This window comes from Flavobacterium sp., from assembly GCF_044360715.1.
Classification (GTDB): Bacteria; Bacteroidota; Bacteroidia; order Flavobacteriales; family Flavobacteriaceae; genus Flavobacterium.
In genome coordinates this window covers 52,242-77,390 of the sequence record NZ_JBIKJY010000007.1, presented here as the reverse complement: position 1 = coordinate 77,390, position 25,149 = coordinate 52,242, and the positions used below count along the sequence as shown (strand labels likewise).

General features: G+C 31.1%; 29 protein-coding genes. 15 read left to right on the top strand and 14 right to left on the bottom strand.

What is annotated here, in order from left to right; genetic code table 11:
• Positions 1-124: 124 nt before the first annotated feature.
• Positions 125-856 (bottom strand): biotin--[acetyl-CoA-carboxylase] ligase, encoded by a 732-nt coding sequence (locus ACIQ16_RS03955; protein WP_396148841.1) that lies wholly within the window; start codon positions 854-856, stop codon positions 125-127.
• An 84-nt stretch (positions 857-940) separates the two neighbouring features.
• On the opposite strand from ACIQ16_RS03955, the gene rsfS reads away from it, so the two are divergent.
• The 7 genes from rsfS to ACIQ16_RS03920 all read left to right on the top strand — a co-directional run bounded on the left by rsfS (position 941) and on the right by ACIQ16_RS03920 (position 6,560).
• Positions 941-1,309: a ribosome silencing factor gene (gene rsfS / locus ACIQ16_RS03950; protein ID WP_396148839.1), complete on the top strand. Its 369-nt coding sequence runs from the start codon at positions 941-943 to the stop codon at positions 1,307-1,309.
• 7 nt (positions 1,310-1,316) lie between these two features.
• Positions 1,317-3,296 carry an ATP-dependent zinc metalloprotease FtsH gene (gene ftsH, locus ACIQ16_RS03945; RefSeq protein WP_396148837.1) on the top strand — a complete coding sequence of 660 codons (1,980 nt, stop codon included), beginning with the start codon at positions 1,317-1,319 and terminating at the stop codon, positions 3,294-3,296.
• A 98-nt stretch (positions 3,297-3,394) separates the two neighbouring features.
• The gene (locus ACIQ16_RS03940) at positions 3,395-3,997 is read left to right on the top strand and encodes a lactate utilization protein B/C (protein ID WP_396148835.1); all 603 of its coding nucleotides are present in this window, start codon (positions 3,395-3,397) and stop codon (positions 3,995-3,997) included.
• A gap of 1 nt (position 3,998) precedes the next feature.
• Positions 3,999-4,802, top strand: a complete 804-nt coding sequence (locus tag ACIQ16_RS03935) for a phosphatidate cytidylyltransferase (RefSeq protein WP_396148833.1) — start codon at positions 3,999-4,001, stop codon at positions 4,800-4,802.
• The gene (locus ACIQ16_RS03930; RefSeq protein ID WP_396148831.1) at positions 4,795-5,457 is read left to right on the top strand and encodes a phosphatidylserine decarboxylase family protein; all 663 of its coding nucleotides are present in this window, start codon (positions 4,795-4,797) and stop codon (positions 5,455-5,457) included. Before ACIQ16_RS03935 ends, ACIQ16_RS03930 begins: the two co-directional genes overlap by 8 nt.
• Positions 5,458-5,742 (top strand): acyl-CoA-binding protein, encoded by a 285-nt coding sequence (locus tag ACIQ16_RS03925; protein ID WP_396148829.1) that lies wholly within the window; start codon positions 5,458-5,460, stop codon positions 5,740-5,742.
• Between the two features lie 44 nt (positions 5,743-5,786).
• Positions 5,787-6,560 (top strand): superoxide dismutase, encoded by a 774-nt coding sequence (locus ACIQ16_RS03920; RefSeq protein ID WP_396148827.1) that lies wholly within the window; start codon positions 5,787-5,789, stop codon positions 6,558-6,560.
• 76 nt (positions 6,561-6,636) lie between these two features.
• On the opposite strand, the gene ACIQ16_RS03915 is transcribed toward ACIQ16_RS03920, so the two are convergent.
• Positions 6,637-7,533, bottom strand: coding sequence for a hypothetical protein (locus ACIQ16_RS03915; protein WP_396148825.1), 897 nt, complete (start codon positions 7,531-7,533; stop codon positions 6,637-6,639).
• 116 nt (positions 7,534-7,649) lie between these two features.
• Here ACIQ16_RS03915 and ACIQ16_RS03910 point away from each other — a divergent pair, with 116 nt between their 5' ends.
• From ACIQ16_RS03910 to rny, 4 genes are all read left to right on the top strand, one after another.
• Positions 7,650-8,690 (top strand): formimidoylglutamase, encoded by a 1,041-nt coding sequence (locus ACIQ16_RS03910; protein ID WP_396148883.1) that lies wholly within the window; start codon positions 7,650-7,652, stop codon positions 8,688-8,690.
• A gap of 105 nt (positions 8,691-8,795) precedes the next feature.
• A complete protein-coding gene (locus tag ACIQ16_RS03905; protein WP_396148823.1) occupies positions 8,796-9,086 on the top strand; it encodes a hypothetical protein in 291 nt (96 codons plus the stop codon).
• A 2-nt stretch (positions 9,087-9,088) separates the two neighbouring features.
• Positions 9,089-9,382, top strand: a complete 294-nt coding sequence (locus tag ACIQ16_RS03900; protein WP_291241095.1) for a cell division protein ZapA — start codon at positions 9,089-9,091, stop codon at positions 9,380-9,382.
• A 210-nt stretch (positions 9,383-9,592) separates the two neighbouring features.
• Positions 9,593-11,152, top strand: a complete 1,560-nt coding sequence (gene rny / locus ACIQ16_RS03895) for a ribonuclease Y (protein ID WP_396148821.1) — start codon at positions 9,593-9,595, stop codon at positions 11,150-11,152.
• A gap of 115 nt (positions 11,153-11,267) precedes the next feature.
• Here rny and ACIQ16_RS03890 read toward each other — a convergent pair whose 3' ends face one another.
• The 11 genes from ACIQ16_RS03890 to ACIQ16_RS03840 form a co-directional block, all read right to left on the bottom strand.
• Complete coding sequence (locus ACIQ16_RS03890) at positions 11,268-11,462, bottom strand: hypothetical protein (protein ID WP_396148819.1); 195 nt, start codon at positions 11,460-11,462, stop codon at positions 11,268-11,270.
• Positions 11,463-11,494: 32 nt separating this feature from the next.
• Entirely contained in the window at positions 11,495-12,475 is a 981-nt protein-coding gene (gene ftsY / locus ACIQ16_RS03885) for a signal recognition particle-docking protein FtsY (RefSeq protein ID WP_396148817.1), read from the bottom strand.
• A gap of 107 nt (positions 12,476-12,582) precedes the next feature.
• Positions 12,583-12,735, bottom strand: coding sequence for a DUF4295 domain-containing protein (locus ACIQ16_RS03880; RefSeq protein ID WP_396148815.1), 153 nt, complete (start codon positions 12,733-12,735; stop codon positions 12,583-12,585).
• 41 nt (positions 12,736-12,776) lie between these two features.
• Positions 12,777-12,959, bottom strand: coding sequence for a 50S ribosomal protein L33 (gene rpmG, locus ACIQ16_RS03875; protein WP_091308983.1), 183 nt, complete (start codon positions 12,957-12,959; stop codon positions 12,777-12,779).
• 20 nt (positions 12,960-12,979) lie between these two features.
• Positions 12,980-13,222 (bottom strand): 50S ribosomal protein L28, encoded by a 243-nt coding sequence (gene rpmB, locus ACIQ16_RS03870; protein ID WP_166076029.1) that lies wholly within the window; start codon positions 13,220-13,222, stop codon positions 12,980-12,982.
• A 79-nt stretch (positions 13,223-13,301) separates the two neighbouring features.
• A complete protein-coding gene (locus ACIQ16_RS03865; protein ID WP_396148813.1) occupies positions 13,302-14,549 on the bottom strand; it encodes a CinA family nicotinamide mononucleotide deamidase-related protein in 1,248 nt (415 codons plus the stop codon).
• Between the two features lie 70 nt (positions 14,550-14,619).
• Positions 14,620-14,964 (bottom strand): histidine kinase, encoded by a 345-nt coding sequence (locus ACIQ16_RS03860; protein WP_396148811.1) that lies wholly within the window; start codon positions 14,962-14,964, stop codon positions 14,620-14,622.
• Complete coding sequence (locus ACIQ16_RS03855; RefSeq protein WP_396148809.1) at positions 14,964-15,575, bottom strand: fumarylacetoacetate hydrolase family protein; 612 nt, start codon at positions 15,573-15,575, stop codon at positions 14,964-14,966. The genes ACIQ16_RS03860 and ACIQ16_RS03855 overlap by 1 nt, the downstream gene beginning before the upstream one ends.
• Before the next feature lie 99 nt (positions 15,576-15,674).
• Positions 15,675-16,445 (bottom strand): exonuclease domain-containing protein, encoded by a 771-nt coding sequence (locus ACIQ16_RS03850; RefSeq protein ID WP_396148807.1) that lies wholly within the window; start codon positions 16,443-16,445, stop codon positions 15,675-15,677.
• 80 nt (positions 16,446-16,525) lie between these two features.
• A complete protein-coding gene (locus ACIQ16_RS03845; RefSeq protein WP_396148805.1) occupies positions 16,526-17,824 on the bottom strand; it encodes a dihydrolipoamide acetyltransferase family protein in 1,299 nt (432 codons plus the stop codon).
• Positions 17,825-18,189: 365 nt separating this feature from the next.
• Positions 18,190-19,023 (bottom strand): glycosyltransferase family 2 protein, encoded by an 834-nt coding sequence (locus ACIQ16_RS03840; RefSeq protein ID WP_396148803.1) that lies wholly within the window; start codon positions 19,021-19,023, stop codon positions 18,190-18,192.
• Between the two features lie 172 nt (positions 19,024-19,195).
• On the opposite strand from ACIQ16_RS03840, the gene ACIQ16_RS03835 reads away from it, so the two are divergent.
• The 3 genes from ACIQ16_RS03835 to ACIQ16_RS03825 all read left to right on the top strand — a co-directional run bounded on the left by ACIQ16_RS03835 (position 19,196) and on the right by ACIQ16_RS03825 (position 22,644).
• Entirely contained in the window at positions 19,196-21,058 is a 1,863-nt protein-coding gene (locus ACIQ16_RS03835) for an ABC-F family ATP-binding cassette domain-containing protein (protein WP_396148801.1), read from the top strand.
• Between the two features lie 92 nt (positions 21,059-21,150).
• On the top strand, positions 21,151-21,705 hold the full coding sequence (locus tag ACIQ16_RS03830) for a class I SAM-dependent methyltransferase (protein WP_396148799.1): 555 nt from the start codon (positions 21,151-21,153) through the stop codon (positions 21,703-21,705).
• Between the two features lie 234 nt (positions 21,706-21,939).
• Positions 21,940-22,644: an ABC transporter ATP-binding protein gene (locus tag ACIQ16_RS03825; RefSeq protein ID WP_396148797.1), complete on the top strand. Its 705-nt coding sequence runs from the start codon at positions 21,940-21,942 to the stop codon at positions 22,642-22,644.
• A gap of 7 nt (positions 22,645-22,651) precedes the next feature.
• Here the strand turns inward: ACIQ16_RS03825 and dapF are convergent, their stop codons facing one another.
• Positions 22,652-23,431, bottom strand: a complete 780-nt coding sequence (gene dapF / locus ACIQ16_RS03820; RefSeq protein WP_396148795.1) for a diaminopimelate epimerase — start codon at positions 23,429-23,431, stop codon at positions 22,652-22,654.
• Between the two features lie 243 nt (positions 23,432-23,674).
• Here dapF and ACIQ16_RS03815 point away from each other — a divergent pair, with 243 nt between their 5' ends.
• Positions 23,675-25,060, top strand: coding sequence for a trypsin-like peptidase domain-containing protein (locus ACIQ16_RS03815; protein WP_396148881.1), 1,386 nt, complete (start codon positions 23,675-23,677; stop codon positions 25,058-25,060).
• The last annotated feature ends 89 nt before the right edge of the window (positions 25,061-25,149 follow it).

Genomic DNA, 25,149 nt, shown 5'->3' with positions numbered 1-25,149 from the left:
GAATATAGTGCGGAAAGCAATTTTTGTAACATAAAATATAGTCTTTTTATAAGTGGTGCAAATGTACAGAATAAGAAATAAACTGGTGCTATTTTAACAAAATTTAATACCTGTTTGGAGTAATCTAATACAACATTTTCAGTTCTTTTATATCAAACAACTGCAATGTATCATCTTCTAATTCTATTTCCAACAAACCATTTGGCATCACTTGTTTGATAATTCCCATAAATTTAACTTTATCTGCGTTTTCAAAAGCCATTGGAATATCTTTTTTAAATAATTTTTCGTGATACAAATTCCAAAAATAAGAACCGGCCTCATTTTTATATAAAGCAAGATTACTTTGAAATTGGGATAAAAACAACATCAATACTTCTTCCTTATTAAATTCTTTACCTGAACTATTTTTTAGAGAACTGGCTTGAGGTAAATTAATAAAATGTTCTTGATTTACATTTATGCCAATCCCAACAATAGAAAGTATCTCCGAAGCACTTTTAAATTGATTTTCAATTAAAATACCACAAATTTTCTTTTTATCTGCCAAAATGTCGTTTGCCCATTTAATGGCTAAGTTTTCAATTTTTAAGTTCAAAAACGTTTGAAACAAAGTTACTGCAACGAGTACATTTAAGTTAAAAACCTCCTCTGCACTTACCAAAACATCTTTAATCAAGACACTGAATGTTAGGTTTTTACCCTTTTCAACTTCCCAATTTGCACCACGCTGTCCTCGCCCATTAGTTTGATTTTCTGCTACCACAACTGTAAAATTAGCAACCATTTGTTTGGCAGATAATTCTTTTAAATAACTATTTGTAGAATCAATGGCATTGAGTTTGATAATATGCATATAAGAAATTTAATTATTACTTAATTTAAGTTACAAAAATAAAGACAAAAAATGATACCTTTGCATAAAACGAATAAATAATAGATGACGAAAAATATTAGCACAGATGATTTACTATCAAGTATCATCAAAGGAATTGAAGATGTAAAAGGATTAGATATTAATATTCTTGATTTAAGAGGGATTGACAATAGCGTTTGTGATTATTTTGTAATTTGCAATGGAAATTCAAATACGCAAGTAAATGCAATTGTAGGTTCGGTACAAAAAGGCGTGTCTAAAGAACTAAAAGACAAACCTTGGCATATAGAAGGAACAGATGTTGGCGAATGGGTATTAATGGATTATGTAAGCATTGTAGTACACGTATTTCAAAAACACATTAGAGAATATTATAACATTGAGAGTCTTTGGGGTGATGCTAAAATTACTTCAATAGAAAATAAATTTTAAACCCATTATGTCAGAAAACGAAAATAAAAACAAACCTATTATTAAGGTAGTAAAGCTTGGCCCTTGGTTTTTTCCAATTTTAGCCATTTCTGTAATATTATTAATTAACTTTTTTAATGGTGGTTTCGATATGAATTATCCGAAATCGACCTCTATTTCTTCTTTTTATGATTTGTTAAGTAAAAACCAAATTGAAAAAGTAGATATTTTAACAAGTACATCTGGCAATACAGCGGAAGTAACATTGAAAAAAGGCGCTTACAAAGCTTCTAAAGATGAAGAATTAAAAAAACTAACCAAAGAGAAAGGTCCGCATTATTTAGTAAAAGACGTGGGTAGTTTGGAACTTTTTCAAAAAAGATTAGAAGAAGCTAAAACCAATAAATTAATTTCTGATTTCGACTTAAAACCAACAAGTAATTGGAGTGAGTGGATTGGATTGTTATTACCTACCTTAATTTTCATCGGATTTTTCTATTTCATTTCTAAAAGAATGGCTGGAGGTCCTGGTGGTGGTGGACAAATATTTAGCATTGGAAAATCTAAAGCTAAGTTATTTGATGAAAAAAATGATGTAAAAGTTACATTTGAAAATGTAGCAGGTTTAGAAGGAGCTAAAGAAGAAATTCAAGAAATTGTAGAATTCCTTAAAACGCCTGAAAAATTCACAAGTATTGGTGGTAAAATTCCAAAAGGTGCCTTATTAGTAGGACCTCCAGGAACAGGAAAAACCTTACTTGCAAAAGCCGTTGCAGGTGAAGCTAACGTGCCTTTCTTCTCGTTATCAGGTTCTGATTTTGTAGAAATGTTTGTAGGAGTTGGAGCGTCACGTGTTAGAGATTTATTTAAACAAGCCAAAGAAAAAGCGCCTGCAATCATTTTTATTGATGAAATTGATGCAGTTGGTAGAGCCCGTGGTAAAAACAATATGTCTGGCGGAAACGACGAGAGAGAAAATACACTAAATCAATTACTAACTGAAATGGACGGTTTTGGAACCAATTCAAATGTAATTGTATTAGCAGCTACAAACAGAGCAGATGTTTTAGACAAAGCTTTAATGCGTGCTGGACGTTTTGACAGACAAATTTATGTGGACTTACCAGATATTAGAGAACGTAAGGAAATATTTGAAGTACATTTAAAACCAATTACAAAAGCAGAAACTTTAGATACTGAATTTTTAGCAAAACAAACTCCTGGATTTTCTGGTGCCGATATTGCTAATGTTTGTAATGAAGCAGCTTTGGTTGCAGCAAGAAAAAACAAAAAAGCAGTTGACAAACAAGACTTTTTAGACGCAGTTGATAGAATAGTTGGCGGTTTAGAAAAGAAAAATAAAATTATTACTAAAGAAGAAAAACACGCCATTGCCATTCATGAAGCAGGTCACGCTACCGTAAGTTGGATGTTACAACACGCGGCGCCATTAGTAAAAGTAACTATCGTACCTCGTGGTCAAAGTTTAGGTGCGGCATGGTATTTACCTGAAGAGAGACAAATCGTTAGAACAGAACAAATGTTAGACGAAATGTGTGCTACAATGGGAGGAAGAGCCGCTGAGAAAGTTGTTTTCGATAAAATTTCAACAGGGGCACTTTCAGATTTAGAAAAAGTTACCAAACAAGCTCGTGCCATGGTTACTGTTTATGGTCTGAATGATAAAATTGGAAATATTACGTATTACGATTCATCTGGACAATCGGATTATAATTTTTCGAAACCTTATTCAGATGATACAGCAAAAGTAATTGATACTGAGATTTCAGGTTTAATAGAAGAACAATATCAAAGAGCAATCTCTATTTTAACAGAAAACAGAACAAAATTGGAAGCTCTTGCAGCCGTTTTAATCGATAAAGAAGTTATTTTTAAAGATGATTTAGAAACTATTTTTGGAAAAAGACCTTTCGATATTGAAGATGAAAAACCAGAAACAATGTCGGAAATTATTGCCGAAACCGACGAAGAAATCGTAACCGAATAAGTTATTAACAATATTTTGTATAAAAAATCTTAACTTGAAAGTGATTTTAAGTTAAGATTTTTTTATATTTGATGTTTAAGAATTGTTACAGATATAAAATGAATATTTTCAAAAAGATATTTGGCAATCAAGACGTAGCTGATAATCAGGAGAATAACGTCGAAAAAAGCCAATATGCACCAGACATAAATACACCTGTAGATGAATTATTCACCATTAATTTTAAAAATAATGGCGGAAAATTTATTTATTGTTCTAATATGGAAGAAGCTCACGAGAACTTTGAAAATATTTTAGAAGAAAACGATTGGTTTGAAAATGAAGTACAATGTTTTGATTCAAGATTATTTAATTTTCTTGACGAGAACCGATTAGAATACAAAAACGCAACAAACCCATCATTCTTTTTTACTGCTTGCGAAAACTTAATTGCTGATGAAGGATCTATTTTATTTTCATCAAAACAATTAAAACAATTCAAAATAGACGAATTACCTACCAACATTATTGTTTATGCTTCAACCAGCCAACTGCTAATGACAAAAGGCGATGGCTTAAGAAACATCAAAACAAAGTACGACAAAGAGTACCCTACAAACATTACTGCCATTAAGTATTTTGAAAAAACAAAAGAAGAAGATTTTCTTCATTATGGAAGTTGCCATAAAAACTTATACTTAATTCTACTAGAAGATTTATAAAATGACCGAAAATGTAACAAGAGCTATCAGTGGTGCTGTCTACATTGCATTACTTGTTTTCTGTACGTTATTTTCACCAATAACATTTCATATATTATTCACTGTTTTTATGTGTTTAAGTATTTATGAATTTTCTAAAATGACACACTACAAATCATATTATTTATTTGCTATTGGTGGTATTTTAATTTCAGTACTTTTCTTTTTGAGTAAGTTGCCACCAGTAAATTTAATTTATTTGGCCTTTGGATGTGTAGTTTTCAATATTTTACTTTTGATTAATTTATTTAAAAACATTTCGTTTCATAAATACCACAAAAAACACAGTCATTTTTTTCTTTACATAACCTTACCTTTTATATTATTACTATCCTTACCTAATTTTACAAATTCAGCTAAATACGAAATTGTTTTAGCCATGTTTATTATGATTTGGTGTAACGACACCTTTGCTTATTTGGTAGGAAAATCAATTGGAAAACATAAATTACTTGAACGAGTTTCTCCTAAAAAAACAATTGAAGGTTTTATAGGCGGAATCGTTTTTACTCTACTAGCTTCGATACTAATTAGTCAATTTTATACTTTTTTTAGTGTAACTTTGTGGATTATTAGCGCTTTAATTATTTCAATATTTGGTACACTTGGCGATTTAGTTGAATCTAAATTCAAAAGAGAAGCCGGTGTTAAAGACAGTGGAAATATTATGCCCGGACACGGTGGTATTTTAGACCGATTAGATAGTGCTATTTTTGTTATTCCATTTTTATATATATTTTATTTAATTTATTTCTATTATGCTTAAGTTTCATCCAGAAGGTGCTAAAATTATATTGATTTCAACGTTAATTACCGTTATAGGTATTTTTGGTGTTGATTATTTATTTCATGAAAGCAATATTATAGTTTGCAAAATCTTACAAGTAATTCTTTTAGGATTTTTAGTACTTATTCTTCAGTTTTTTAGAAATCCAACTCGAATTGCTGCTATTAGTGATAATCATGTATTGGCACCCGTTGATGGAAAAGTTGTGGTGATTGAAGAAGTATTCGAATCGGAATATTTTAAAGACAAACGATTAATGGTTTCAATTTTTATGTCGCCCATTAATGTGCATGTAACTAGATATGCTGTTAACGGAATAGTGAAATATAGTAAATATCACCCTGGGAAATTCTTAGTGGCATGGCATCCTAAAGCAAGTGAAGAGAACGAACGAACTACTATAGTTATTGAAAATAAAGTATATGGAGATATTTTATATCGTCAAATTGCTGGCGCATTAGCTAAAAGAATTGTAAACTATGCCGAAGTAGGTATGACTGTGATTCAAGGTGATGATGCTGGTTTTATTAAATTTGGTTCAAGAGTAGATTTATATTTTCCGATTGGAACGCCTATCAATGTTAAATTAGGAGACAAAGCCATTGGAAACAAAACTATAATTTCGAAAAAATAAATGAGCGAATTATCTTTAGATGAAAGATTCAAGGAAGCGATTCAAAATGCCAATGAAAAAATTCCTAAAACTTCTGTACCGCAAGACGTGCAATTAGTGCTCTATGCCTATTACAAACAAGCGCTTTCCGAGAACATAAGCTATAGTCATCACGGCTATGAATCGGATGAAGTTATTACCGCTTTTAAACAAAACGCTTGGATGCAAGTTAGACATTTATCTGCCAATGAAGCCAAAGAAAAATACATTGAAATAATAAATCAAATGCTAAAAGATAGACAGTAATGTGTATCTTTTTTTATTTTTGCAAAACCTAAAAATCCTAAAAAATGAAAAATAAAATCGTCGTATTACTACTAATTTCTATTTTAAGTACTGGTTGTAAAAAGGAAAAAGAACTAATTGAAGTTACCATCCCTGAACCAGAAAAAGTTGAAAAAACCACTTTAGGAAATCCGTCTGATGTGCAAGCTGAAGATGAAGAAGGAGCATTTCAAATGAATGGCCTAACCTATTCTTACAATAGTTTAGAACCCTTTATTGACGCTGCTACAATGGAGCTACACTACTCGAAACATCATTTGGCATATTGCAACAAACTGAATGCCGCTATAAAGGAAACCGATTTGGCTTCAAAATCTATAGAAGAAATTCTAAAAAAATTAGATACAAGTAAATCCGACATCAGAAACAATGCAGGTGGATATTACAATCACAATTTATTTTTTGAAATATTAAGCGTTAACAATGGCGATGCAACTGACGAAGTTTTAGAAGCCATAAACAAAGATTTTGGATCCTTTGAATCGTTTAAAAATGAATTTTCAGAAAGTGCTACAAAATTATTTGGCTCAGGTTGGGTTTGGCTTATAAAAGACAATTCAGGGAAATTAGTCATCACAACAACAGCTAATCAAGACAATCCGCTAATGCCAAATGCAGAAAAAAAAGGTACACCTATTTTAGCTCTTGATGTATGGGAACACGCCTACTATATTAAATATCAAAACAAAAGAAAAGACTATGTTAATGCGTTTTTTAATGTTATTAACTGGAAAAAAGTAAATGAAAAATTCAAAGATTCCTCAGTAGCTTCTGAATAAAAAAAACGCTTCAAAATACATTGAAGCGTTTTTTTTATAAATTTGATTTAAGTATTTTACTAAAAACTAATTTCTATTACTTTAATTGAAAACTGCTTTTTGAAACCAATTCTCCTTTTTTATCAAAAACATTAACAAAATAAGTACCTGATGTAATATTTTTTACTGATAAATCTTCTTGAACTTGTACAGTTTTGTTTTCATATTTAATAGTTTTCTGAAAACTATAAGGCAAATAAGTTGTTCCAAATGTTTCTGTTTTCTTTTCACCTAAAACATTGTTTTTGCTATCAATTACTTGAACATAATACGTTCTATCACCCGTTTTTGCAACCTGATTTTCAGCAATAGTAAACCCTATTTTTAATACATCTGCTTTACTGGCTTTATCTGTATTGATTTGTTTTCCAGAACTTTTTTGTTTTACCGCCAAAGTAGTTAAATTTAATACTGATAATCGTTGTGCTTTTTCAACTGTTTTAGACAAATTTTCATTTTTGGCTGCTAACGTATCATTTGCTGTTTTTGCATTTGTTAAAACAACATTCGTACTATCTAAGTTTTTTGTCAATTTGCTATTGTTCGCTTTCAATACATTGTTTTCGGCAATTAAATTATCCATTTCGCGTTTTAGTTTTACGTATTGCGTTTTATATTTAAACAATTCAGCTACACTTCCGTCAGATTTTTTAATTTTCTCCAACAATTCCATTATTTTAGCTTGTTCTTCTTCCAATTCTCCTTTTAAGGCAGTATTGTCAGCAATTGCTATATCATACTCCGTTATTTTTGATTCCAACTCGGCTTGAAATTTTTCTTTTTCAGTAAGTGTTTTAGACAAACTTGAATCCACTGCATCTTTATCTTGTTGTAATTTGTATACATAAGCTAATGTTCCCATTAACAATAAGACTAAGATTAATACAACAACTTTTAATCCTGAATTTCTAGAATTTGATTGATTTAACTCCATTTTTAATTTGATTTTATTTAAATTTCACACAAAAATAAAATTTTATTTATTTCTATTACTATATAACGTAATGTATCTTTAAAATATTATATTTGAAAACACTTTTAAAACACAAAATGGATAAATTAAACGTATTCAGTTCTAGAGATATAGCCAAAATTACGCAACATCGAAGTGGCGAAATAAAGTTTGGCGAAAAGATAATTACGGTTCCAAGTGATGAAAATTGGATTTCATTTATCACCCAATCAGAAGCGAAATTTGTTTTAATTGGTTTACCCGAAGACATCGGAATAAAGGCTAATTTAGGCAGAACCGGTGCTGCTTCAGCTTTTGAAAGCACGTTAAAAAGCTTAGTAAACTTTCAACATAATAAATTTTGCAAAGGCAACGAATTACTTGTTTTAGGTGAAATAAATTTTTCTAAAGAAATGGAAATTTCCAAAAATTTAGACACTCAAAACAAAGAAGATCGAAAAAAACTATTTCAAATAGTAGAAAATATAGATAAAGATGTTTCTTATGTAATTAGCACAATTATTAAAGCGAATAAAATCCCAATAATTATTGGAGGTGGACATAATAACGCATACGGAAACATAAAAGGATTAGCGTTAGCAAAAGGAATGCCAGTAAATGCTATTAATTTTGATGCGCATACCGATTTCAGAATAATGGAAGGTCGTCATAGTGGAAATGGCTTTACCTATGCATTTGAAGAAGGCTTCTTAAAAAAATATTTTATATTCGGATTACACGAAAATTTTGTATCAAAAAGTGTCTTTAATACCTTAAAAACTATTGAAGAAAGAGTAAAATATGTAACCTATGAAGAAATAGCGGTACGAAAAACCAAAAGTTTTACTACAGAAATCAACCAAGCAATAAAATTTATTTCCAATACACCATTTGGTGTAGAACTTGATTTGGATGCACTACCCAACATTCATAGTAGCGCTATGACACTTAGCGGATTTAGTGTTGAAAAAGCCAGGCATTTTATTCATTTAGCTGGAAGAGAAGAACTTGCCAGTTATTTACATATTTGTGAAGGGGCACCTGATTTAGACGTATCGAACAATAATCATTTAACTGGAAAATTAATTGCAACACTAATTTTAGATTTCATTAAGAGTAAAAAGCTTGAAGAAATCTAAATATTAGTAATGAAAGAAAAAAACTTTATTTTTTTTTGAAAAAAAGTATTGGATTTCGAGATTGAAGTTTTAAATTTGTAAAATCAAGAAAAGAATTGAGTTGTAATGAGTGAATTGTCGAAAATTATTGATTCCTTAGAAGTAAAATTCTTTAAATTATCTAAAAAAATAGAGAATTTAGAGCAATTAAACGAAAGTTTATCTAACGAATTAAGTGCTTTAAAACAAAACGCTCAACAAGAAAATAAGCACATCACCTCTTTAAGACAAGAGTTGGAAAGCTTAAAAATAACAAATTCTCTTCTGGGCAGTGAAGAATACAAGAAAGAAACAAAACTGAAAATAAATTCGTTGATTAGAGAAATCGACTATTGTATAGCACAACTTTCTGAATAATTATGACAGAAAAGTTAAAAATAAAAATTTCAATTGCAGACCGAGTATACCCATTAACAGTGGAAACTACTCAGGAGGAAGGTCTACGAACCGCATCAAAAAAAATTGATGCCACAATTAAAAAATTTGAAGCCAACTATGCAGTAAGAGATAAACAAGATGTATTGGCAATGTGTGCCTTACAATTTGCTTCTCAAATAGAACAAACCCAAATTGATACTTCTACAGATACCGTAGAAGCATTTGAGAGATTAAAAAAACTCGACGAAAAAATAGAAGGTTTACTTTCAAAATAAGAAAAAACGTTCATACAAAACACTAAAGTACTGCCCACATTAGTAAATATTTGATAAACTCAACACTAACTATTAAATGAGTGAATTTGCGATACTAAAGCACGTTCCGATTTATCGGAAATCCTTGAACATCGTTTTAGCTCAAATCCTGTCTGAATCGAGTTTATTCAAACACCTAATGTGGGCTTTTTTATTAAACAAAACCTAACTATGGAATTAACAAGTATACTAATTGGAATCGTCGGATTGGCTATAGGATTTGCAATTGCTAAATTTTTAGAAAAAAGCAATGTTTCAAATCTTATTAAAAACGCTAAAAAAGAGGCGGGTTCAATTTTAAGAGATGCGAAAGCAGAAGCTGAAACTGAAAAAAGAAATAAGCTGTTACAAGCTAAAGAGCGATTTTTAGAATTAAAATTAGAACACGAAAACGAAATTTTGTCAAAAGACAAAAAAATGGCTGAAGCCGAAAAAAGAACACGAGATAAAGAATCTCAAGTTTCGAGTGAATTGGCAAAAGCTAAGAAAATAAACGATGATGCAGAAGCTAAAATTGTAGAATACACAAACAAAATTGAAAACTTAGAGAAAAAATCACAAGAAGTTGACAAATTACACAAAAGTCAAATTGAACAACTTGAGGTTATTTCTGGTTTATCTGCAGACGATGCAAGAAATCAATTGGTTGAAAGTTTAAAAGCAGAAGCTAAAACCAATGCAATGGCGCACATTCAAGAAACTATTGAAGAAGCCAAAATGCAAGCGCAACAAGAAGCTAAAAAAATCATTATTAGTACGATTCAGCGAGTTGGAACAGAAGAAGCAGTTGAAAATTGTGTTTCTGTATTTAATATTGAATCAGACGATGTAAAAGGTAGAATTATTGGTAGAGAAGGAAGAAACATTAGAGCTATTGAAGCTGCAACAGGAGTAGAAATTATTGTAGACGATACACCAGAAGCGATTATCTTATCTTGTTTTGACCCTGTAAGAAGAGAAATTGCTCGTTTAGCACTTCATAAATTAGTTACGGATGGTCGTATTCACCCAGCTCGTATTGAAGAAGTGGTTGAAAAAACGAAAAAACAAATTGAAGAAGAAATTATTGAAGTAGGAAAACGTACCGTTATCGATTTAGGAATTCACGGTTTACACCCAGAATTGATTAAAATTGTAGGTAGAATGAAATACCGTTCTTCATACGGACAAAACCTATTACAACACTCCAGAGAAGTTTCTAAATTATGTGGTTTAATGGCTGCAGAATTAGGGCTAAACGTAAAATTAGCGAAAAGAGCTGGTTTATTACACGATATTGGTAAAGTACCAGATACTGAAAGTGAATTACCTCACGCTATTTTAGGAATGCAATGGGCTGAGAAATATGGTGAAAAAGAAGAAGTATGTAATGCTATTGGAGCCCACCACGATGAAATTGAAATGAAATATTTAATTTCACCGATTATTCAAGTGTGTGATGCAATTTCTGGGGCAAGACCAGGCGCGCGTCGTCAAGTTTTAGATTCTTATATCCAACGTTTAAAAGACTTAGAAGAAGTAGCTTATAGCTTCCCTGGTGTTAAAAACGCTTATGCTATTCAAGCAGGTAGAGAATTACGTGTTTTAGTTGAAAGTGAGAAAGTTTCAGACGATTTAGCTGCTACATTATCATTTGAAATTTCACATAAAATTCAAACAGAAATGACCTATCCAGGTCAAGTTAAAGTAACAGTAATTAGAGAAACTCGAGCGGTAAATATTGCGAAGTAAACTCTAAATTAGATAAATTTAAAAGCCCAATTTCAAATGAAATTGGGCTTTTAATTTATAGATATTTTATATAATAATTATTATATAAAGTATCAAAATGTTATCCAAATTAAAACTATTTCTTTCCCGTTGGTTTTTTTGTCTTACCATTAATCACTTTAATAGCTACATACATAAACAATACAAAAGAAAGTAGTCGTAATGACATAAAAATACTTTCACTTTGCATAAATCCTAAAAATTTTAAATCAAAAGGAAACGCTAAAACAGCAGAAATTAAAGCAATAAATAACAATTTAGAATTGGTCATATTTTTAAAAAAATCCATCATAATGTAAAAAATTAATTAAAGAAAGAATCCACAAACTCTGTTTTATTAAAGACCTGTAAATCTTCAATACCTTCACCTACTCCAATATATTTAACTGGAATTTGAAATTGATCTGAAATACCGATTACTACTCCACCTTTAGCGGTACCGTCTAATTTTGTAACTGCTAAACAAGAAACTTCTGTAGCAGCTGTAAACTGTTTGGCTTGTTCAAAAGCGTTTTGTCCAGTAGAACCATCAAGTACCAACATTACATCATTTGGTGTATTTGGAACTACTTTTTGCATTACATTTTTTACTTTGGTCAATTCGTGCATTAAACCTACTTTGTTGTGCAAACGTCCTGCTGTGTCAATAATAACAATATCGGCATTTTGCGCTACAGCAGATTGTAACGTATCAAAAGCAACAGAAGCTGGATCGGAACCCATTTGCTGCCTTACCATTGGCACATCGACTCTATCTGCCCAAATTTGCAATTGATCGATAGCAGCCGCTCTAAATGTGTCTGCAGCACCTAAAACAACCTTAAATCCGGCTTTTTTAAATTGGTAAGCTAATTTACCTATGGTAGTTGTTTTTCCTACACCATTTACACCAACAACCATAATTACATATGGTTTAACATCTTTGGGAATTGTGAATTCGGATTCGTTTCCAGAATTGGTTTCAGATAATAATGAACCAATTTCTTCTCTCAATATAATATTTAACTCATCTGTACCTAAATATTTATCTTGAGAGACTCTTTTTTCAATGCGTTGAATAATTTTTAAAGTGGTATTTACACCCACATCGGAAGAAATAAGTACTTCTTCTAAATTATCTAAAACCTCGTCATCTACTTTAGATTTTCCGGCAACGGCTTTTGTTAGTTTAGAAAAAAAAGAAGATTTTGTTTTCTCTAATCCTTTGTCTAATTGTTGCTTTTCCTGTTCTGTAATTACAGGCTCGCTTTTGTTAGAGGAAAATATTTTTTTAAAGAAGCTCATTGAATTTGATGTATAATGATATGATTTTCATTATTATTGGAACAAAAATAAAATAAAAAAAGCTACTTTCAAATGAAAATAGCTTTTTTAATATCTAAAATTTTAGATTATTTCTTTTTTAAGAACGCATCTACTTCTTCAGGAGTCATTACTGATTCTACAAAAGTATAAGCACCAGTTTTAGGAGACTTCACCATTTTTATGGCTTTAGTCAATCTTTTAGAAGATGTTTGTAAAGTTGCTACGGTTTTCTTTGCCATGACTTAGTATGTTTTATTTGAAACTTGAATTAAGCTTCTAATTATTTAATTTCTTTGTGAACAGTTACTCTTTTCAAGATAGGATTGAATTTTTTGATTTCCATTCTATCTGGTGTGTTTTTTTTGTTTTTAGTAGTGATATAACGAGAAGTTCCTGGTTGACCAGATTCTTTGTGTTCAGTACACTCTAAAATTACTTGGATTCTATTACCTTTCTTTGCCATTTTGATATATTTTTAAATGATTAAACAGATTTTACAAATCCATCAGCTTTAGCTTTTTTCAAAACTGCGGCAATACCATTTTTGTTAATTGTTTTTAATGCTGCTGTAGATATTTTTAGGCTCACCCATCTATCTTCTTCTGCAATGTAAAAACGTTTTTTCACTAAGTTAACTGAGAATTTTCTCTTAGTTTTATTCATCGCGTGAGAAACGTTGTTTCCAACCATTGCTCTTTTTCCTGTTAGTTCACAAACTCTTGACATTATTCTAAACTTTTATATCGTTATTCTAAATAAGGGTGCAAAGAAAAGAATTTTTACTTTACTATGCAACTATTTTTAATTAGTTTTTTGAAATTTCTTTATTCAACCATTCTAATGCTTTGTTAACCGCCCTATCTATAACCTTTTCGCGCGGTTGACCAAAATTAAATTCTTCAACAAAAACTTCATTTGGAGTAGCTATTGCTATAAAAACTGTTCCGATTTCTGCTTCGCTATTTCCTTTTGTAGGGCCTGCATTTCCCGTTGTTGCAATAGCATAATCTGTATTGAAAATTGACTTACAATTTAAAGCCATTTCTTTGGCCACTTCATTACTAACCACAGAAAATTGACGAATAGTATCTGAATTTACTTTTAACACATCTATTTTAATTTGATTAGAATACGCCACTATCCCACCATTAAAACAAGTGGAAGCACCAGGAACAGATGAAATTAGTTGTGCGATTTTTCCTCCTGTACAACTTTCGGCAGTTGCCAAAGTAAGGTGCTTTTCGGATAATGTTCTTGTTAAAACCACTTCTATAGTTTCCTCCTCATCGTAGCCAACAATAATATCACCAATTAAAGGTTTTAATTTTTCGATTTCATTTAAAACAGAATCTTTTAATATTGCTTCGTCTAGACCCCTAGCTGTTAATCGTAATCTAACTTTTCCTGGACTTGGTAAATATGCTAATTTGATAAAACTTGGCAAATTAGTTTCCCAATCTTCAATTTGTTCTGCAATTAAACTCTCTCCTCGACCATAAGTCATAAGTGTTTTATGAACAATATAAGGACGCTCAAATTTTTCTACCAAATACGGAATTACTTCATTATCAATTAAATACTTCATTTCATAGGGAACGCCAGGCAAAGAAATAAACACAGTGTTTTGATGTTCCATAAGCATTCCTGGAGCGGTTCCCATTTTATTAAAAAGTACTTTTGATTTAGAAGGAACAAATGCTTGGTCTATATTTAATTGGGTAATGGGTTTTTTATGAATGCCTTCAATAATGCTTTTCACTTGGTCAAAAACAGCATCGTTTTTTACTAAAACATCATCAAAATACTCACAAAATGTTTTTTTAGTAATATCATCTTTTGTTGGGCCTAAACCGCCTGTAATCAGAACAACATCAAAATTATTTTGAACTTCTCGTAACGTTTTTACTATATGGTTTTTATCATCAGAAATTGAAAGCATTTCATAAGTTGCAATTCCGATTTTATCTAATGCTTTTGCAATGTAAGACGAATTTGTATCTATAATTTGACCTATCAATATTTCATCTCCTATTGTAATAATTGCTGCTTTCATTTTTAAATATTTTTGTAAAAATAAGAAAACCACGCTAAAGGCGTGGCTAAACATGTATTAAAAGTAACTCTTATAACTTAAAATCTTTTTTTATTTCATCGGCAGCAGCAACTATTCTTGCTTTAAGCGTTCTAAACACTTCTTTAATTTCTTTTCGCTTGCCTTCTTCTTGAGTCCAATCCATAATGAACACCACGTCTTCGTATGCCATATCCATTCCTAATAAATCTAATGTTGGTTTGATTTTGTGTGCAGATGCATAGGTTTTCGAATAATCTTTTAGTTCAATTGCATTTTTCATTTCCTGAATTTCGAAAGGAACTTCTTCTAAAAACAAAGAAGCAATTTGAAGCGCAAATTCGTTATCATTTTCAGAAATTTCATATACTTTTGATAAATTATACTGTAAAGCCATTATTTTACTTGTATTTTAAACATTTGCTTGCCTTCTAAAAAACCTTCTAACACATCATTTTCTTTCACAGCTGCAACTCCTTTTGGAGTTCCTGTAAAAATGATGTCTCCTTTTTTTAATGTAAAAAACTGCGAAACATAAGAAACAATCTCATCAATATTCCACAACATCATTGAAGTAGTTCCTTGCTGAACGATTTCATTATTTTTTCTTAATTCAAAGTTAATATTTTCTAGAGAAGGAAAATGTATTTTCGGTAAAAAGTCACCAATAATCGCTGAATGGTCAAATGCCTTCGCTTTTTCCCAAGGTAACCCTTTTTCTTTTAGTGTAGTTTGCACATCTCGAGCTGTAAAATCAATTCCTAAACCAATTTCATCGTAATATTTATGAGCAAATTTTGGACTAATATATTTCCCTACTTTACAAATTTTTACCAAAACTTCCACTTCGTGATGCACATCATTACTAAATTCTGGTATTACGAATGGTGTTTTTTTAGGCAAAATAGCCGTATCTGGCTTCATAAAGATAACCGGCTCAGATGGTCGTTCGTTATGTAATTCAGAAATATGATCAGCATAATTTCTTCCGATGCAAATGATTTTCATATGTATAATTTATCTCTGTTTTTAGTTTGCTTCGAGAGCCTCAACTAACCCTTAACTTAGAAAACTTGAGCTAAATGGTGACTGAGGTGCTCGAAGTCACTATTTTGTATTTAATCTTCTTAATTTCAAACCTGTTAACACTTTTTTTGTATAAAGTGGAAAATCGGCGTTTTGAATCCAACCGAAATAACCTGGATCTTTATCAAAAACCTCATCTACTAAAACATTTTTATATTTTCCAAAGCTAAACATTTCTTGTCCTTTATCATTAATAACAATCATACCTGCAAAATCAACAGATTTTTTACGAGTAGTAAATTCTGATAATACTTTCATATCATTTTGCAAATCAGGATATCTTTCCAATTGTCCCAATAAAATTTCATAGGTAGCCATAGTATCAGCTTCGGCTGTATGTGCATTTTCTAATGTTTTCCCACAATAAAATTTCAAGGCTGCAGACAAAGTGCGTTCTTCTTTTTTATGAAAAATAGTTTGTACATCTACTGAAACACGATTTTTCATATCAAAATCTACACCTGCACGAAGCATTTCTTCTGCTAATAACGGAATATCAAATCGGTCCGAATTATAACCTGCCAAATCAGAATCTTTTATCATAGTATAAATTTGGGAAGACAATTCAGAAAAAGTAGGCTCATTTGCTACTTTTTCGTTTGTAATGCCGTGTACTGCTGTAGTCTGAGGCGGAATTGGAATGGTTGGGTTTACTAACCAAGTTTTACTTTCTTTATTTCCGTTTGGAAACACCTTGAATATTGATATTTCAACGATTCTATCTTTTCCAACATCTATTCCGGTAGTTTCTAAATCAAAGAAACAGATTGGTCTTGTGAGTTTAAGTTCCATTTTTATATTTTAAAGTACAAAGTTAAAAAAACCCAATAGTAAATGAACTATTGGGTGAGTTATTATTTATTTATTTTTTCTTAAAAATCTCTATTTATATCAAATGCTTCAAGGTATTCAGCTACTCGTTTTACGAAACTTCCACCTAAAGCACCATCTACAACTCTGTGATCATAAGAGTGAGATAAAAACATTTTCTGACGTATACCAATAAAATCCCCTTCTGGAGTTTCAATAACAGCTGGTACTTTTCTTATGGCACCTAAAGCTAAAATACCCACTTGTGGTTGATTGATAATTGGTGTTCCAAAAACGGACCCAAATGTTCCTACATTTGTTACTGTATAAGTTCCGCCTTGCGTATCGTCTGGTTTTAATTTTCCCGCTTTCGCACGACCTCCTAAATCGTTTACTGCTTTTGCCATACCAACCAAATTTAACTGGTCTGCATTTTTAATTACAGGAACAATTAAGTTTCCATTTGGTAAAGCTGCTGCCATTCCTAAATTGATGTTTTTACGTTTAATAATAAAATCGCCATCAACAGAAATATTCATTCCTGGAAAATCTTTTAAGGCTTTTGCTACCGCTTCCATCATGATTGGTGTAAACGTAAGTTTTTCTCCTTCGCGTTTTTCAAAAGCTGCTTTTACTTTATCTCTCCATTTTACAATATTAGTAACATCCACTTCAATAAAGGACTGCACGTGTGCTGAAGTTTGAATCGAAGCTACCATATAACCCGAAATTAACTTACGCATTCTGTCCATTTCCACAATTTCGTCGCCACCATTTACTGAAACTGGAGCAGGATTTTGGGTTTTAGGCTGTAGGGTTGAAGTTGCAGGCGCAACAACATTTGAACTTGTAACTTGCGACTTGCGAGTTTCTATATATTTTAAAATATCTTCTTTATTTACACGACCATCTTTGCCAGAACCTGAAATAGATTCCAATTCTGTTAACGAAATACCTTCTGTTTTTGCCATATTTTTTACTAATGGCGAAAAGAATTTATCTGAACCTGAAAAATCTGCAGGAGCACTTGCTTCAATAGCAACCTCAACCGTTTTAGCAACTTCTGCAACCGCAACTGGAACTTCCAACTTAACTTCAGGGGTTGTAGCAATAGCTCCGCCTTCTGTTTCAATAATAGCTATAGTTTGCCCTACTTGAACTACATCATCAACTTGAAACAAAATTTCAACTAAAGTACCAGAAACTTCAGAAGGTACTTCACTATCGACTTTGTCTGTAGCAATTTCTAAAACCGCTTCATCCATATCAATATGTTCACCCACTTTTTTTAACCAATTTGTAATGGTTGCTTCTGCTACACTCTCTCCCATTTTTGGAAGTTTCAATTCAAATCTTGCCATATTATTATTGTAATGTTGAGTTCTTTAATTATTACTGCAAAATTAATAAATATTTTGATGTTTTATCACGAAATAATCAAAAAATCAAAAAATTAGCACTTCACCTCTATCAGTTGAATTATTACTACCAATTAAGTAATTTGATTGCGAAATATAGTTCTTAAAAGTTATATTTTTCGATTTATGCTTTTCCATAAAATAAATTATTTCAGCAAAAGAAAACGAATTGGTGTCAAATATCAACTCGAAGTTAATATTATTAGTGTTTTTAAATTGTTCAAAATCAGTAAAATATTCAATTGGTTTACTTAATTTTAATTGAATATTATTATTTGAAAACACAATATACTTATCAATTTTTCTTACTAATTTTTGTGGTTGTTTTTGTTTAAAAATCGCATTCCAAATTGAAGAAACTTATCAAAAAACCAAGATTTTTTAAAATGCTTTTTATAAAAAAACTGCATCGCTTCTCGGAAACGTTCTAAATATTTTTCGTCTCTAACCGTACTTTCTCCTTTATAATGTATTACTGATGTTTCGTGAAAATAGAAATTTTCCATTCCTAATTTCTGAATCATGTAACTCAAATCGATATCATCTGAATACATAAAACAATTTTCATCAAAACCACCGACTTTTATGTACAAATCCCGTTTCATCATCATAAAAGCTCCGACTAAAACATCTACTTTTCCAGATTGATTTTCAGACAAATGTTGCGCATAATATTTTCCAAAAAAATTAGAGATTTTATATAAACCAAGAATCTTAGTAGTTGCCACATAAGGTGTTGGAAGTCCGCGCTTACTTTCTGGAAGAAAATTTCCGGTGCCGTCAATTAACTTACAGCCAATTATTCCGAGTTGGGAATTTGGAATTTGGAATTTAAAATTTAAAATTTTCTCAAAAGTATCTTCAGCAACAACCGTATCTGGATTTAAAATACAAATATATTCGCCTTTAGCCTGTTGTACAGCAATATTATTTCCTTTTGGAAAACCTAAATTCTCTTTATTTTCGATAAGCGTAATTTGTGGAAACAGTTGTTTCATCATCAAACAACTAGCATCTGAAGAATTATTATCCACAACAATAATTTCAGCATCTAAGTTTTCCAGTGCTTTTTGAACACTACGCACACATTGCTCTAAAAAATAGCGCACATTATAATTAAGGATTATTACGGATAGTTGCATTTTGTTTTAATGTGTCAATTTTCAATTAGTCAATGTGCCAATTGGTTGATAGGTCAAAGTTGCAATTTTTATTTATGAAATGCAAAAATCTAAATTTTAAATCTCAAATAATAAGTCTACTTTTGCAAAACAATTGGCGTTTTGCCACATTGTCTAATTGACAAATTAAAAAATGAATTACCTTTCAGTAGAAAATATATCAAAATCTTACGGCGAACGTGTCCTTTTTAAAGACATTTCTTTTGGTATTAATAAAGACCAAAAAATAGCTTTTATCGCTAAAAACGGTTCAGGAAAAACTACCATTATGAACATTATTAATGGTTTTGATGAACCTGATAATGGACAAGTAGTGATTAGAAAAGGCATTAAAATGGCGTTTTTGAGTCAGAATTTTAATTTACAAGACGAATTAACTATTGAAGAAAGCATTTTTGCATCTGATAATGAGGTTTTACAGGTAATTAGAAACTACGAAAAGGCATTAGAAAATCCGGAAGACGAAGAAAAGTATCAAAAAGCATTTGACGATATGGACCGCTTTAATGCTTGGGATTTTGAAACACAATACAAACAAATTTTATCAAAATTAAAACTTGACGATTTAAAACTAAAAGTAAAAAAATTATCTGGAGGGCAAAAAAAGCGTTTATCATTAGCCATTATTTTAATTAATAGACCCGATTTATTAATTTTAGATGAACCAACCAATCACTTGGATTTAGAGATGATTGAATGGCTTGAAGATTATTTTGCCAAAGAAAATATCACTTTATTTATGGTTACGCACGACCGTTTCTTTTTAGAACGTGTTTGTAACGAAATTATTGAATTAGATAACGGAAAACTGTATCAATATAAAGGAAATTACTCGTATTATTTAGAGAAAAAAGAAGAACGTCAAATTTCTGAAAATTCCAGTATAGATAAAGCTCAAAACCTTTTTATTAAGGAATTGGCTTGGATGCGTCGTCAACCAAAAGCAAGAACTACCAAATCGAAATCGCGTCAAGATGATTTTTATGTGATTAAAGAAAAAGCGGAAAGTCGTCGTAAAGAAAATGTGGTAGAGCTTGAAATTAATATGGAGCGTATGGGAAGCAAAATTATCGAAATGGTAAAATTGAACAAAAATTTCCCTGACAGAACCATTTTAAAAGATTTTACCTACGCGTTTCAACGTGGTGAACGCATTGGAATTATTGGTAAAAACGGAACAGGAAAATCGACTTTCTTAAACATTTTAACCAAAACTATGGAACCCGATTCTGGGAAAGTAATTATTGGTGATACGATTAAAATTGGGTATTACACACAAAGTGGCATCAACCCAAAACCTGGACAAAAAGTTATCGATATTATTAAAGAATACGGAGAATACATTCCGCTTACGAAAGGAAAAATTATTTCGGCTTCGCAATTGTTAGAACGTTTTTTGTTTGATGCGAAAAAGCAATATGATTTTGTTGAAAAATTGAGTGGTGGCGAATTAAAACGTTTGTATTTATGTACGGTTTTAATTCAGAATCCAAATTTCTTAATTTTGGATGAGCCAACTAACGATTTAGACATTGTAACGCTAAATGTGTTAGAAAGTTTCTTATTAGATTTCCCTGGATGCTTGTTAGTGGTAAGTCACGACAGGTATTTTATGGATAAAATTGTGGATCATTTATTTGTATTTAGAGGTCAAGGTGAAATTGAAGATTTTCCAGGGAACTATTCTGATTTTAGAAGTTATGAAGATTCCGTAGAGCCAAAAGTTTTAAATAGCGTAAGCACTGACAAAGGAAGTTGGAAACAAAATCAACCAGCCAAAGCAGGATTAAACTTCAACGAGCAAAAGGAATTTAATAAAATTGAAAAAGACATTAAAGATTTAGAATATCAAAAAAAACAAATTGAGCAAGAATTTTCGGACGGAAAAGTAGCTGATGATAAAATTGAAGCTAAAGCGAATGAATTACAAAAAATAATTCAAACTTTAGAAGAAAAAGAAGCTCGTTGGTTTGAATTGAGCTCAAAAATAGAATAATAAAAGTTAGCCACGGATTTCTCAGATTAACACAGATTTTTTTGTTTTAATTATTATAATCCGTGAAAATCATTTAATCTGTGGCAATATAAATGAATCATTTATTAAAATCATACATAAAATTCCTTTGGAACTCCAAAAATGAACACGGTGTGCATTCTCCTTTTGTGTTTGATTTGGTAACGAAATGTTTTTATGATAATACGAAATATCCAGAATATTCGCTTTTAAAAAATAATCCAAAAAGAGCCCGATTACTTTTTAGAATTATTAGATATTTCAAACCCAAAACGATTTTGGAAATTGGAAATGAGTTAAACACCAATATATTTTCTTCAGAAATTACCACATTTGAAGAGTTTCAAAAAAACAAACTTTCTAAAAATAACATTACTTTCGACTTCATTTACTTCAACCAAAACGAATCTCAAAAAACTACGTTAGCGTATTTCGAATTGTTATTACCTACTATAACTAATAATGCTGTTTGGATAATTAATGACATTCATAAATCAACAGAAAACGAAAATACTTGGGACATCATCAAAAAACATCCTAAAGTAAAAGTTACGATTGATACATTTCATTTCGGAATGGTGTTTTTTAGAGCTGAACAAGAAAAAGAACATTTTGTGATTCGTGTTTAGTATTACACAAAGATTCACAAAGAATTCACAGAGTTTCACTAAATACTATTAAAATTAATTTTATTATCTAATGTATGTCTTGAAATACTTTTAAAAAAATCTTTGCGTTTCTTTGCGACTAACTTTGCGACACTTTGCGGTAAAATATTATTTTTAAAACTGTAACAAAATCTTCTATTTAGCTACTTATTACTTGTAGTAATTATTGTAATCTAAAAACTGCACCTGAAAACTATGAAAACTCCAATAATAGACATTAAAGGTATTACGCGTGATTTCCAATTAGGAAGTGAAACGGTAAACGTATTAAAAGGAATCGATTTACTTATTAACAAAGGTGAATATGTGGCACTTATGGGGCCGTCTGGTTCTGGAAAATCGACTTTAATGAATATTTTAGGTTGTTTGGACACGCCAACTTCTGGAAGTTATATCTTAAACGGAAAGCAAGTAAGCGAAATGCACGATGATGAATTAGCTGAAATTAGAAATAAAGAAATTGGTTTCGTTTTTCAAACATTCAACTTAATGCCTCGTACAACTGCGTTGGATAATGTAGCCTTACCAATGGTATATGCTGGTTTTTCAAAAGAAGAGAGAAACAAACGTGCTACAGAAGTACTAACTCAAGTGGGATTAGCTGACAGAATGGATCATAAACCAAATCAACTTTCAGGTGGACAACGTCAACGTGTGGCTGTTGGTAGAGCTTTGGTTAACAAACCTTCAATCATTTTAGCCGATGAACCTACTGGAAATTTAGACAGTAAAACGTCAATTGAAATTATGAAATTATTTGGTGAAATTCACGCCAATGGCAATACGGTAATTTTAGTCACACACGAAGAAGAAATTGCCGCTCACGCGCATAGAATTATTCGCTTACGTGATGGAATTATTGAAAATGACATTCAAAATAAAGAGATTATTTCTTATTAAAAGTAAGTTATACTTCTAAGCTACCAGCAAAAACCAATTCTGCTGGACCTGTTAAAAATACATTTTTATATATTTCATTTTCTAAAACAAAACTAATTATTAGCTTTCCGCCTAATACATTAATATGGATACGATTCGCATCTGTTTTATGAGTAGCGTGCATTGCAATTGCCACGCCAGTCGCACCCGTTCCGCAAGATAAAGTTTCGTCTTCCACACCTCGTTCATAAGTACGGACTGAAAAAGTGTCAGTATTTTCTTGTTCTACAAAGTTGATATTACAACCCGAAGCGTCATACAAATTAGAATATCTTAATTTCGAGCCATTATTTTTGACATCAAAATCTTTTAAATTGTCGACTAATTGCACGTGATGAGGCGAACCCGTATAAACAAAATCGTGTGTATTATAATGTTTAACTTCTGATACATCTATCATTTGAAGTGCAATTAAATTGTCTTCAAATTTTGCAAAATGATAGCCGTCCGATGCTTCAAAATAGGCTTCGTTTTCGATAATACCTAATTGTTTTGCAAACGCCACTAAACATCGCCCCCCATTTCCACACATAGTACTGGTGCTTCCATCGGAGTTATAATACACCATAGTAAAATCGTATTTTTTATGATTCTCTAACAAAATTAAACCATCGCCACCTATGCCAAAACGTCGGTCGCATAAAAATTCAATTAGTTTGGTATTATTTTTGGGAAAAAAGTTTGTACGATTATCAATCATAACAAAATCGTTTCCTGTTCCTTGGTATTTGTAAAATTGTATTTGCATAGTACAAATATATTTATTTTTTTGCACAATATTGCATTAGGGATTGCAGCGGCATCCTTTTTTATATGTTGACTGAGGTTCCCGAAGGCAACTTATAAAAAAGATATAGCGGAAAGCCCGACCTGAAAGGAAATGCCCAAATACTAAAAAGTTGTTAAACATTGTTAATCGTTAGTTAAACGAGTTTGGATTTTTAAAAAACGTATTTATATTTACAGAGTAAAAAAATAAAAAATGAACAAGATGAAAAATTTAGGAAGTCTATTTATTGTATCATTAATGAGTGGTGCCGTTACTTTGGGTGCCTATAAATTCATTGAAAACAGAAAAAATGAAAGCGATTCAATTATTACCACTTCACCAAACTACAACAAAGCCGTAAGTTTTACTGGTGCCGAAAATATAGATTTTACAACTGGTGCCGAAAAAGCCATTCATAGTGTGGTGCACGTTAAAAATGTTTCTGTAAGGACTTACACTGATCCATGGGCATCGTTTTTTTATGGTGGGGGCACACAACAACATGAACAAATAGGAACTGGATCTGGAGTAATTGTATCTGAAGATGGTTATATTGTAACCAATAATCACGTAATACAAGATGCTAACGAACTGGAAGTAACTTTAAATAACAACAAAGCGTACAAAGCAAAATTAATTGGTACGGATAGCAAAATGGATATTGCTTTGTTAAAAATAGATGCCGATGAGAAATTACCATTTATTGTTTTTGGAAATTCTGATAATATTAAAGTAGGTGAATGGGTTTTAGCGGTTGGAAATCCGTATCAACTGAATTCTACTGTTACTGCGGGGATTATTTCGGCAAAAGCACGTAATTTAGATAAAGCAAGTATTCAATCGTTTATACAAACAGATGCTGCTGTAAATCCTGGAAATAGCGGTGGTGCTTTAGTAAATACAAATGGTGAATTGATTGGAATTAACACAATGATTTCTTCGCCAACAGGAAGTTATGCTGGATATTCATTTGCCGTCCCATCAAATATTACAAAAAAAATTATTGAAGATTTAATGAAATTTGGTAATGTACAACGCGGCATTTTAGGTGTTGAAGGTGGCGAATTAAACGCAGAAGCTGCCAAAAAATACGGAATCAAACAAACTGAAGGATTTTACGTAAACAAAGTCAACAAAAATTCTGGTGCTGAAAAAGTTGGTATTGAAAAAGGAGATGTAATTTTAAAATTAGATGATACTAAAATTGCTTCATCCGCAGAAATGGCAACGGTTATTAACACAAAAAGACCAAATGATATTGTTAAAGTTACCTTATTAAGAGATGGTAAAAACTTAGCTTTAAATGTTCCTTTAACAAAAAAAGAATTAATTGCCTACGAATTTAATGGAATTGAATTTGAAGAGTTAGATGCCAACGATAAAAAACGATTTAATTTAAAAAGTGGTATAAAAATCAAACAGGTAACCAATGAAGATTATAAGGAATATGCTGAATATTTAAAAGGTTCTATCGTTACACAAGTGGATAATATGCGAGCCATTGATATGGAAAGTGTTTCTGCTTATTTAGCAAAAAAAGAAATTACAGAAAAAACACATTATCAAATTATAGCAAAAAACGGACAGATTTATCGCTTCTTTTTATAATTAAATAATTACATATTTAAGATTCGCAAAGCAGTATTTGTTTTGCGAATTTTTTTTGCCTTCTATTCTAAAAAATAATAAGAAAAAAA

Bases quoted from the DNA above. Each gene is read 5' to 3' on its own strand.
- ACIQ16_RS03955 (WP_396148841.1), bottom strand. From the start codon at position 856: ATGCATATTATCAAACTCAATGCCATTGATTCTACAAATAGTTATTTA.
- rsfS (WP_396148839.1), top strand. From the start codon at position 941: ATGACGAAAAATATTAGCACAGATGATTTACTATCAAGTATCATCAAA.
- ftsH (WP_396148837.1), top strand. From the start codon at position 1,317: ATGTCAGAAAACGAAAATAAAAACAAACCTATTATTAAGGTAGTAAAG.
- ACIQ16_RS03940 (WP_396148835.1), top strand. From the start codon at position 3,395: ATGAATATTTTCAAAAAGATATTTGGCAATCAAGACGTAGCTGATAAT.
- ACIQ16_RS03935 (WP_396148833.1), top strand. From the start codon at position 3,999: ATGACCGAAAATGTAACAAGAGCTATCAGTGGTGCTGTCTACATTGCA.
- ACIQ16_RS03930 (WP_396148831.1), top strand. From the start codon at position 4,795: ATGCTTAAGTTTCATCCAGAAGGTGCTAAAATTATATTGATTTCAACG.
- ACIQ16_RS03925 (WP_396148829.1), top strand. From the start codon at position 5,458: ATGAGCGAATTATCTTTAGATGAAAGATTCAAGGAAGCGATTCAAAAT.
- ACIQ16_RS03920 (WP_396148827.1), top strand. From the start codon at position 5,787: ATGAAAAATAAAATCGTCGTATTACTACTAATTTCTATTTTAAGTACT.
- ACIQ16_RS03915 (WP_396148825.1), bottom strand. From the start codon at position 7,533: ATGGAGTTAAATCAATCAAATTCTAGAAATTCAGGATTAAAAGTTGTT.
- ACIQ16_RS03910 (WP_396148883.1), top strand. From the start codon at position 7,650: ATGGATAAATTAAACGTATTCAGTTCTAGAGATATAGCCAAAATTACG.
- ACIQ16_RS03905 (WP_396148823.1), top strand. From the start codon at position 8,796: ATGAGTGAATTGTCGAAAATTATTGATTCCTTAGAAGTAAAATTCTTT.
- ACIQ16_RS03900 (WP_291241095.1), top strand. From the start codon at position 9,089: ATGACAGAAAAGTTAAAAATAAAAATTTCAATTGCAGACCGAGTATAC.
- rny (WP_396148821.1), top strand. From the start codon at position 9,593: ATGGAATTAACAAGTATACTAATTGGAATCGTCGGATTGGCTATAGGA.
- ACIQ16_RS03890 (WP_396148819.1), bottom strand. From the start codon at position 11,462: ATGACCAATTCTAAATTGTTATTTATTGCTTTAATTTCTGCTGTTTTA.
- ftsY (WP_396148817.1), bottom strand. From the start codon at position 12,475: ATGAGCTTCTTTAAAAAAATATTTTCCTCTAACAAAAGCGAGCCTGTA.
- ACIQ16_RS03880 (WP_396148815.1), bottom strand. From the start codon at position 12,735: ATGGCAAAGAAAACCGTAGCAACTTTACAAACATCTTCTAAAAGATTG.
- rpmG (WP_091308983.1), bottom strand. From the start codon at position 12,959: ATGGCAAAGAAAGGTAATAGAATCCAAGTAATTTTAGAGTGTACTGAA.
- rpmB (WP_166076029.1), bottom strand. From the start codon at position 13,222: ATGTCAAGAGTTTGTGAACTAACAGGAAAAAGAGCAATGGTTGGAAAC.
- ACIQ16_RS03865 (WP_396148813.1), bottom strand. From the start codon at position 14,549: ATGAAAGCAGCAATTATTACAATAGGAGATGAAATATTGATAGGTCAA.
- ACIQ16_RS03860 (WP_396148811.1), bottom strand. From the start codon at position 14,964: ATGGCTTTACAGTATAATTTATCAAAAGTATATGAAATTTCTGAAAAT.
- ACIQ16_RS03855 (WP_396148809.1), bottom strand. From the start codon at position 15,575: ATGAAAATCATTTGCATCGGAAGAAATTATGCTGATCATATTTCTGAA.
- ACIQ16_RS03850 (WP_396148807.1), bottom strand. From the start codon at position 16,445: ATGGAACTTAAACTCACAAGACCAATCTGTTTCTTTGATTTAGAAACT.
- ACIQ16_RS03845 (WP_396148805.1), bottom strand. From the start codon at position 17,824: ATGGCAAGATTTGAATTGAAACTTCCAAAAATGGGAGAGAGTGTAGCA.
- ACIQ16_RS03840 (WP_396148803.1), bottom strand. From the start codon at position 19,023: ATGCAACTATCCGTAATAATCCTTAATTATAATGTGCGCTATTTTTTA.
- ACIQ16_RS03835 (WP_396148801.1), top strand. From the start codon at position 19,196: ATGAATTACCTTTCAGTAGAAAATATATCAAAATCTTACGGCGAACGT.
- ACIQ16_RS03830 (WP_396148799.1), top strand. From the start codon at position 21,151: ATGAATCATTTATTAAAATCATACATAAAATTCCTTTGGAACTCCAAA.
- ACIQ16_RS03825 (WP_396148797.1), top strand. From the start codon at position 21,940: ATGAAAACTCCAATAATAGACATTAAAGGTATTACGCGTGATTTCCAA.
- dapF (WP_396148795.1), bottom strand. From the start codon at position 23,431: ATGCAAATACAATTTTACAAATACCAAGGAACAGGAAACGATTTTGTT.
- ACIQ16_RS03815 (WP_396148881.1), top strand. From the start codon at position 23,675: ATGAAAAATTTAGGAAGTCTATTTATTGTATCATTAATGAGTGGTGCC.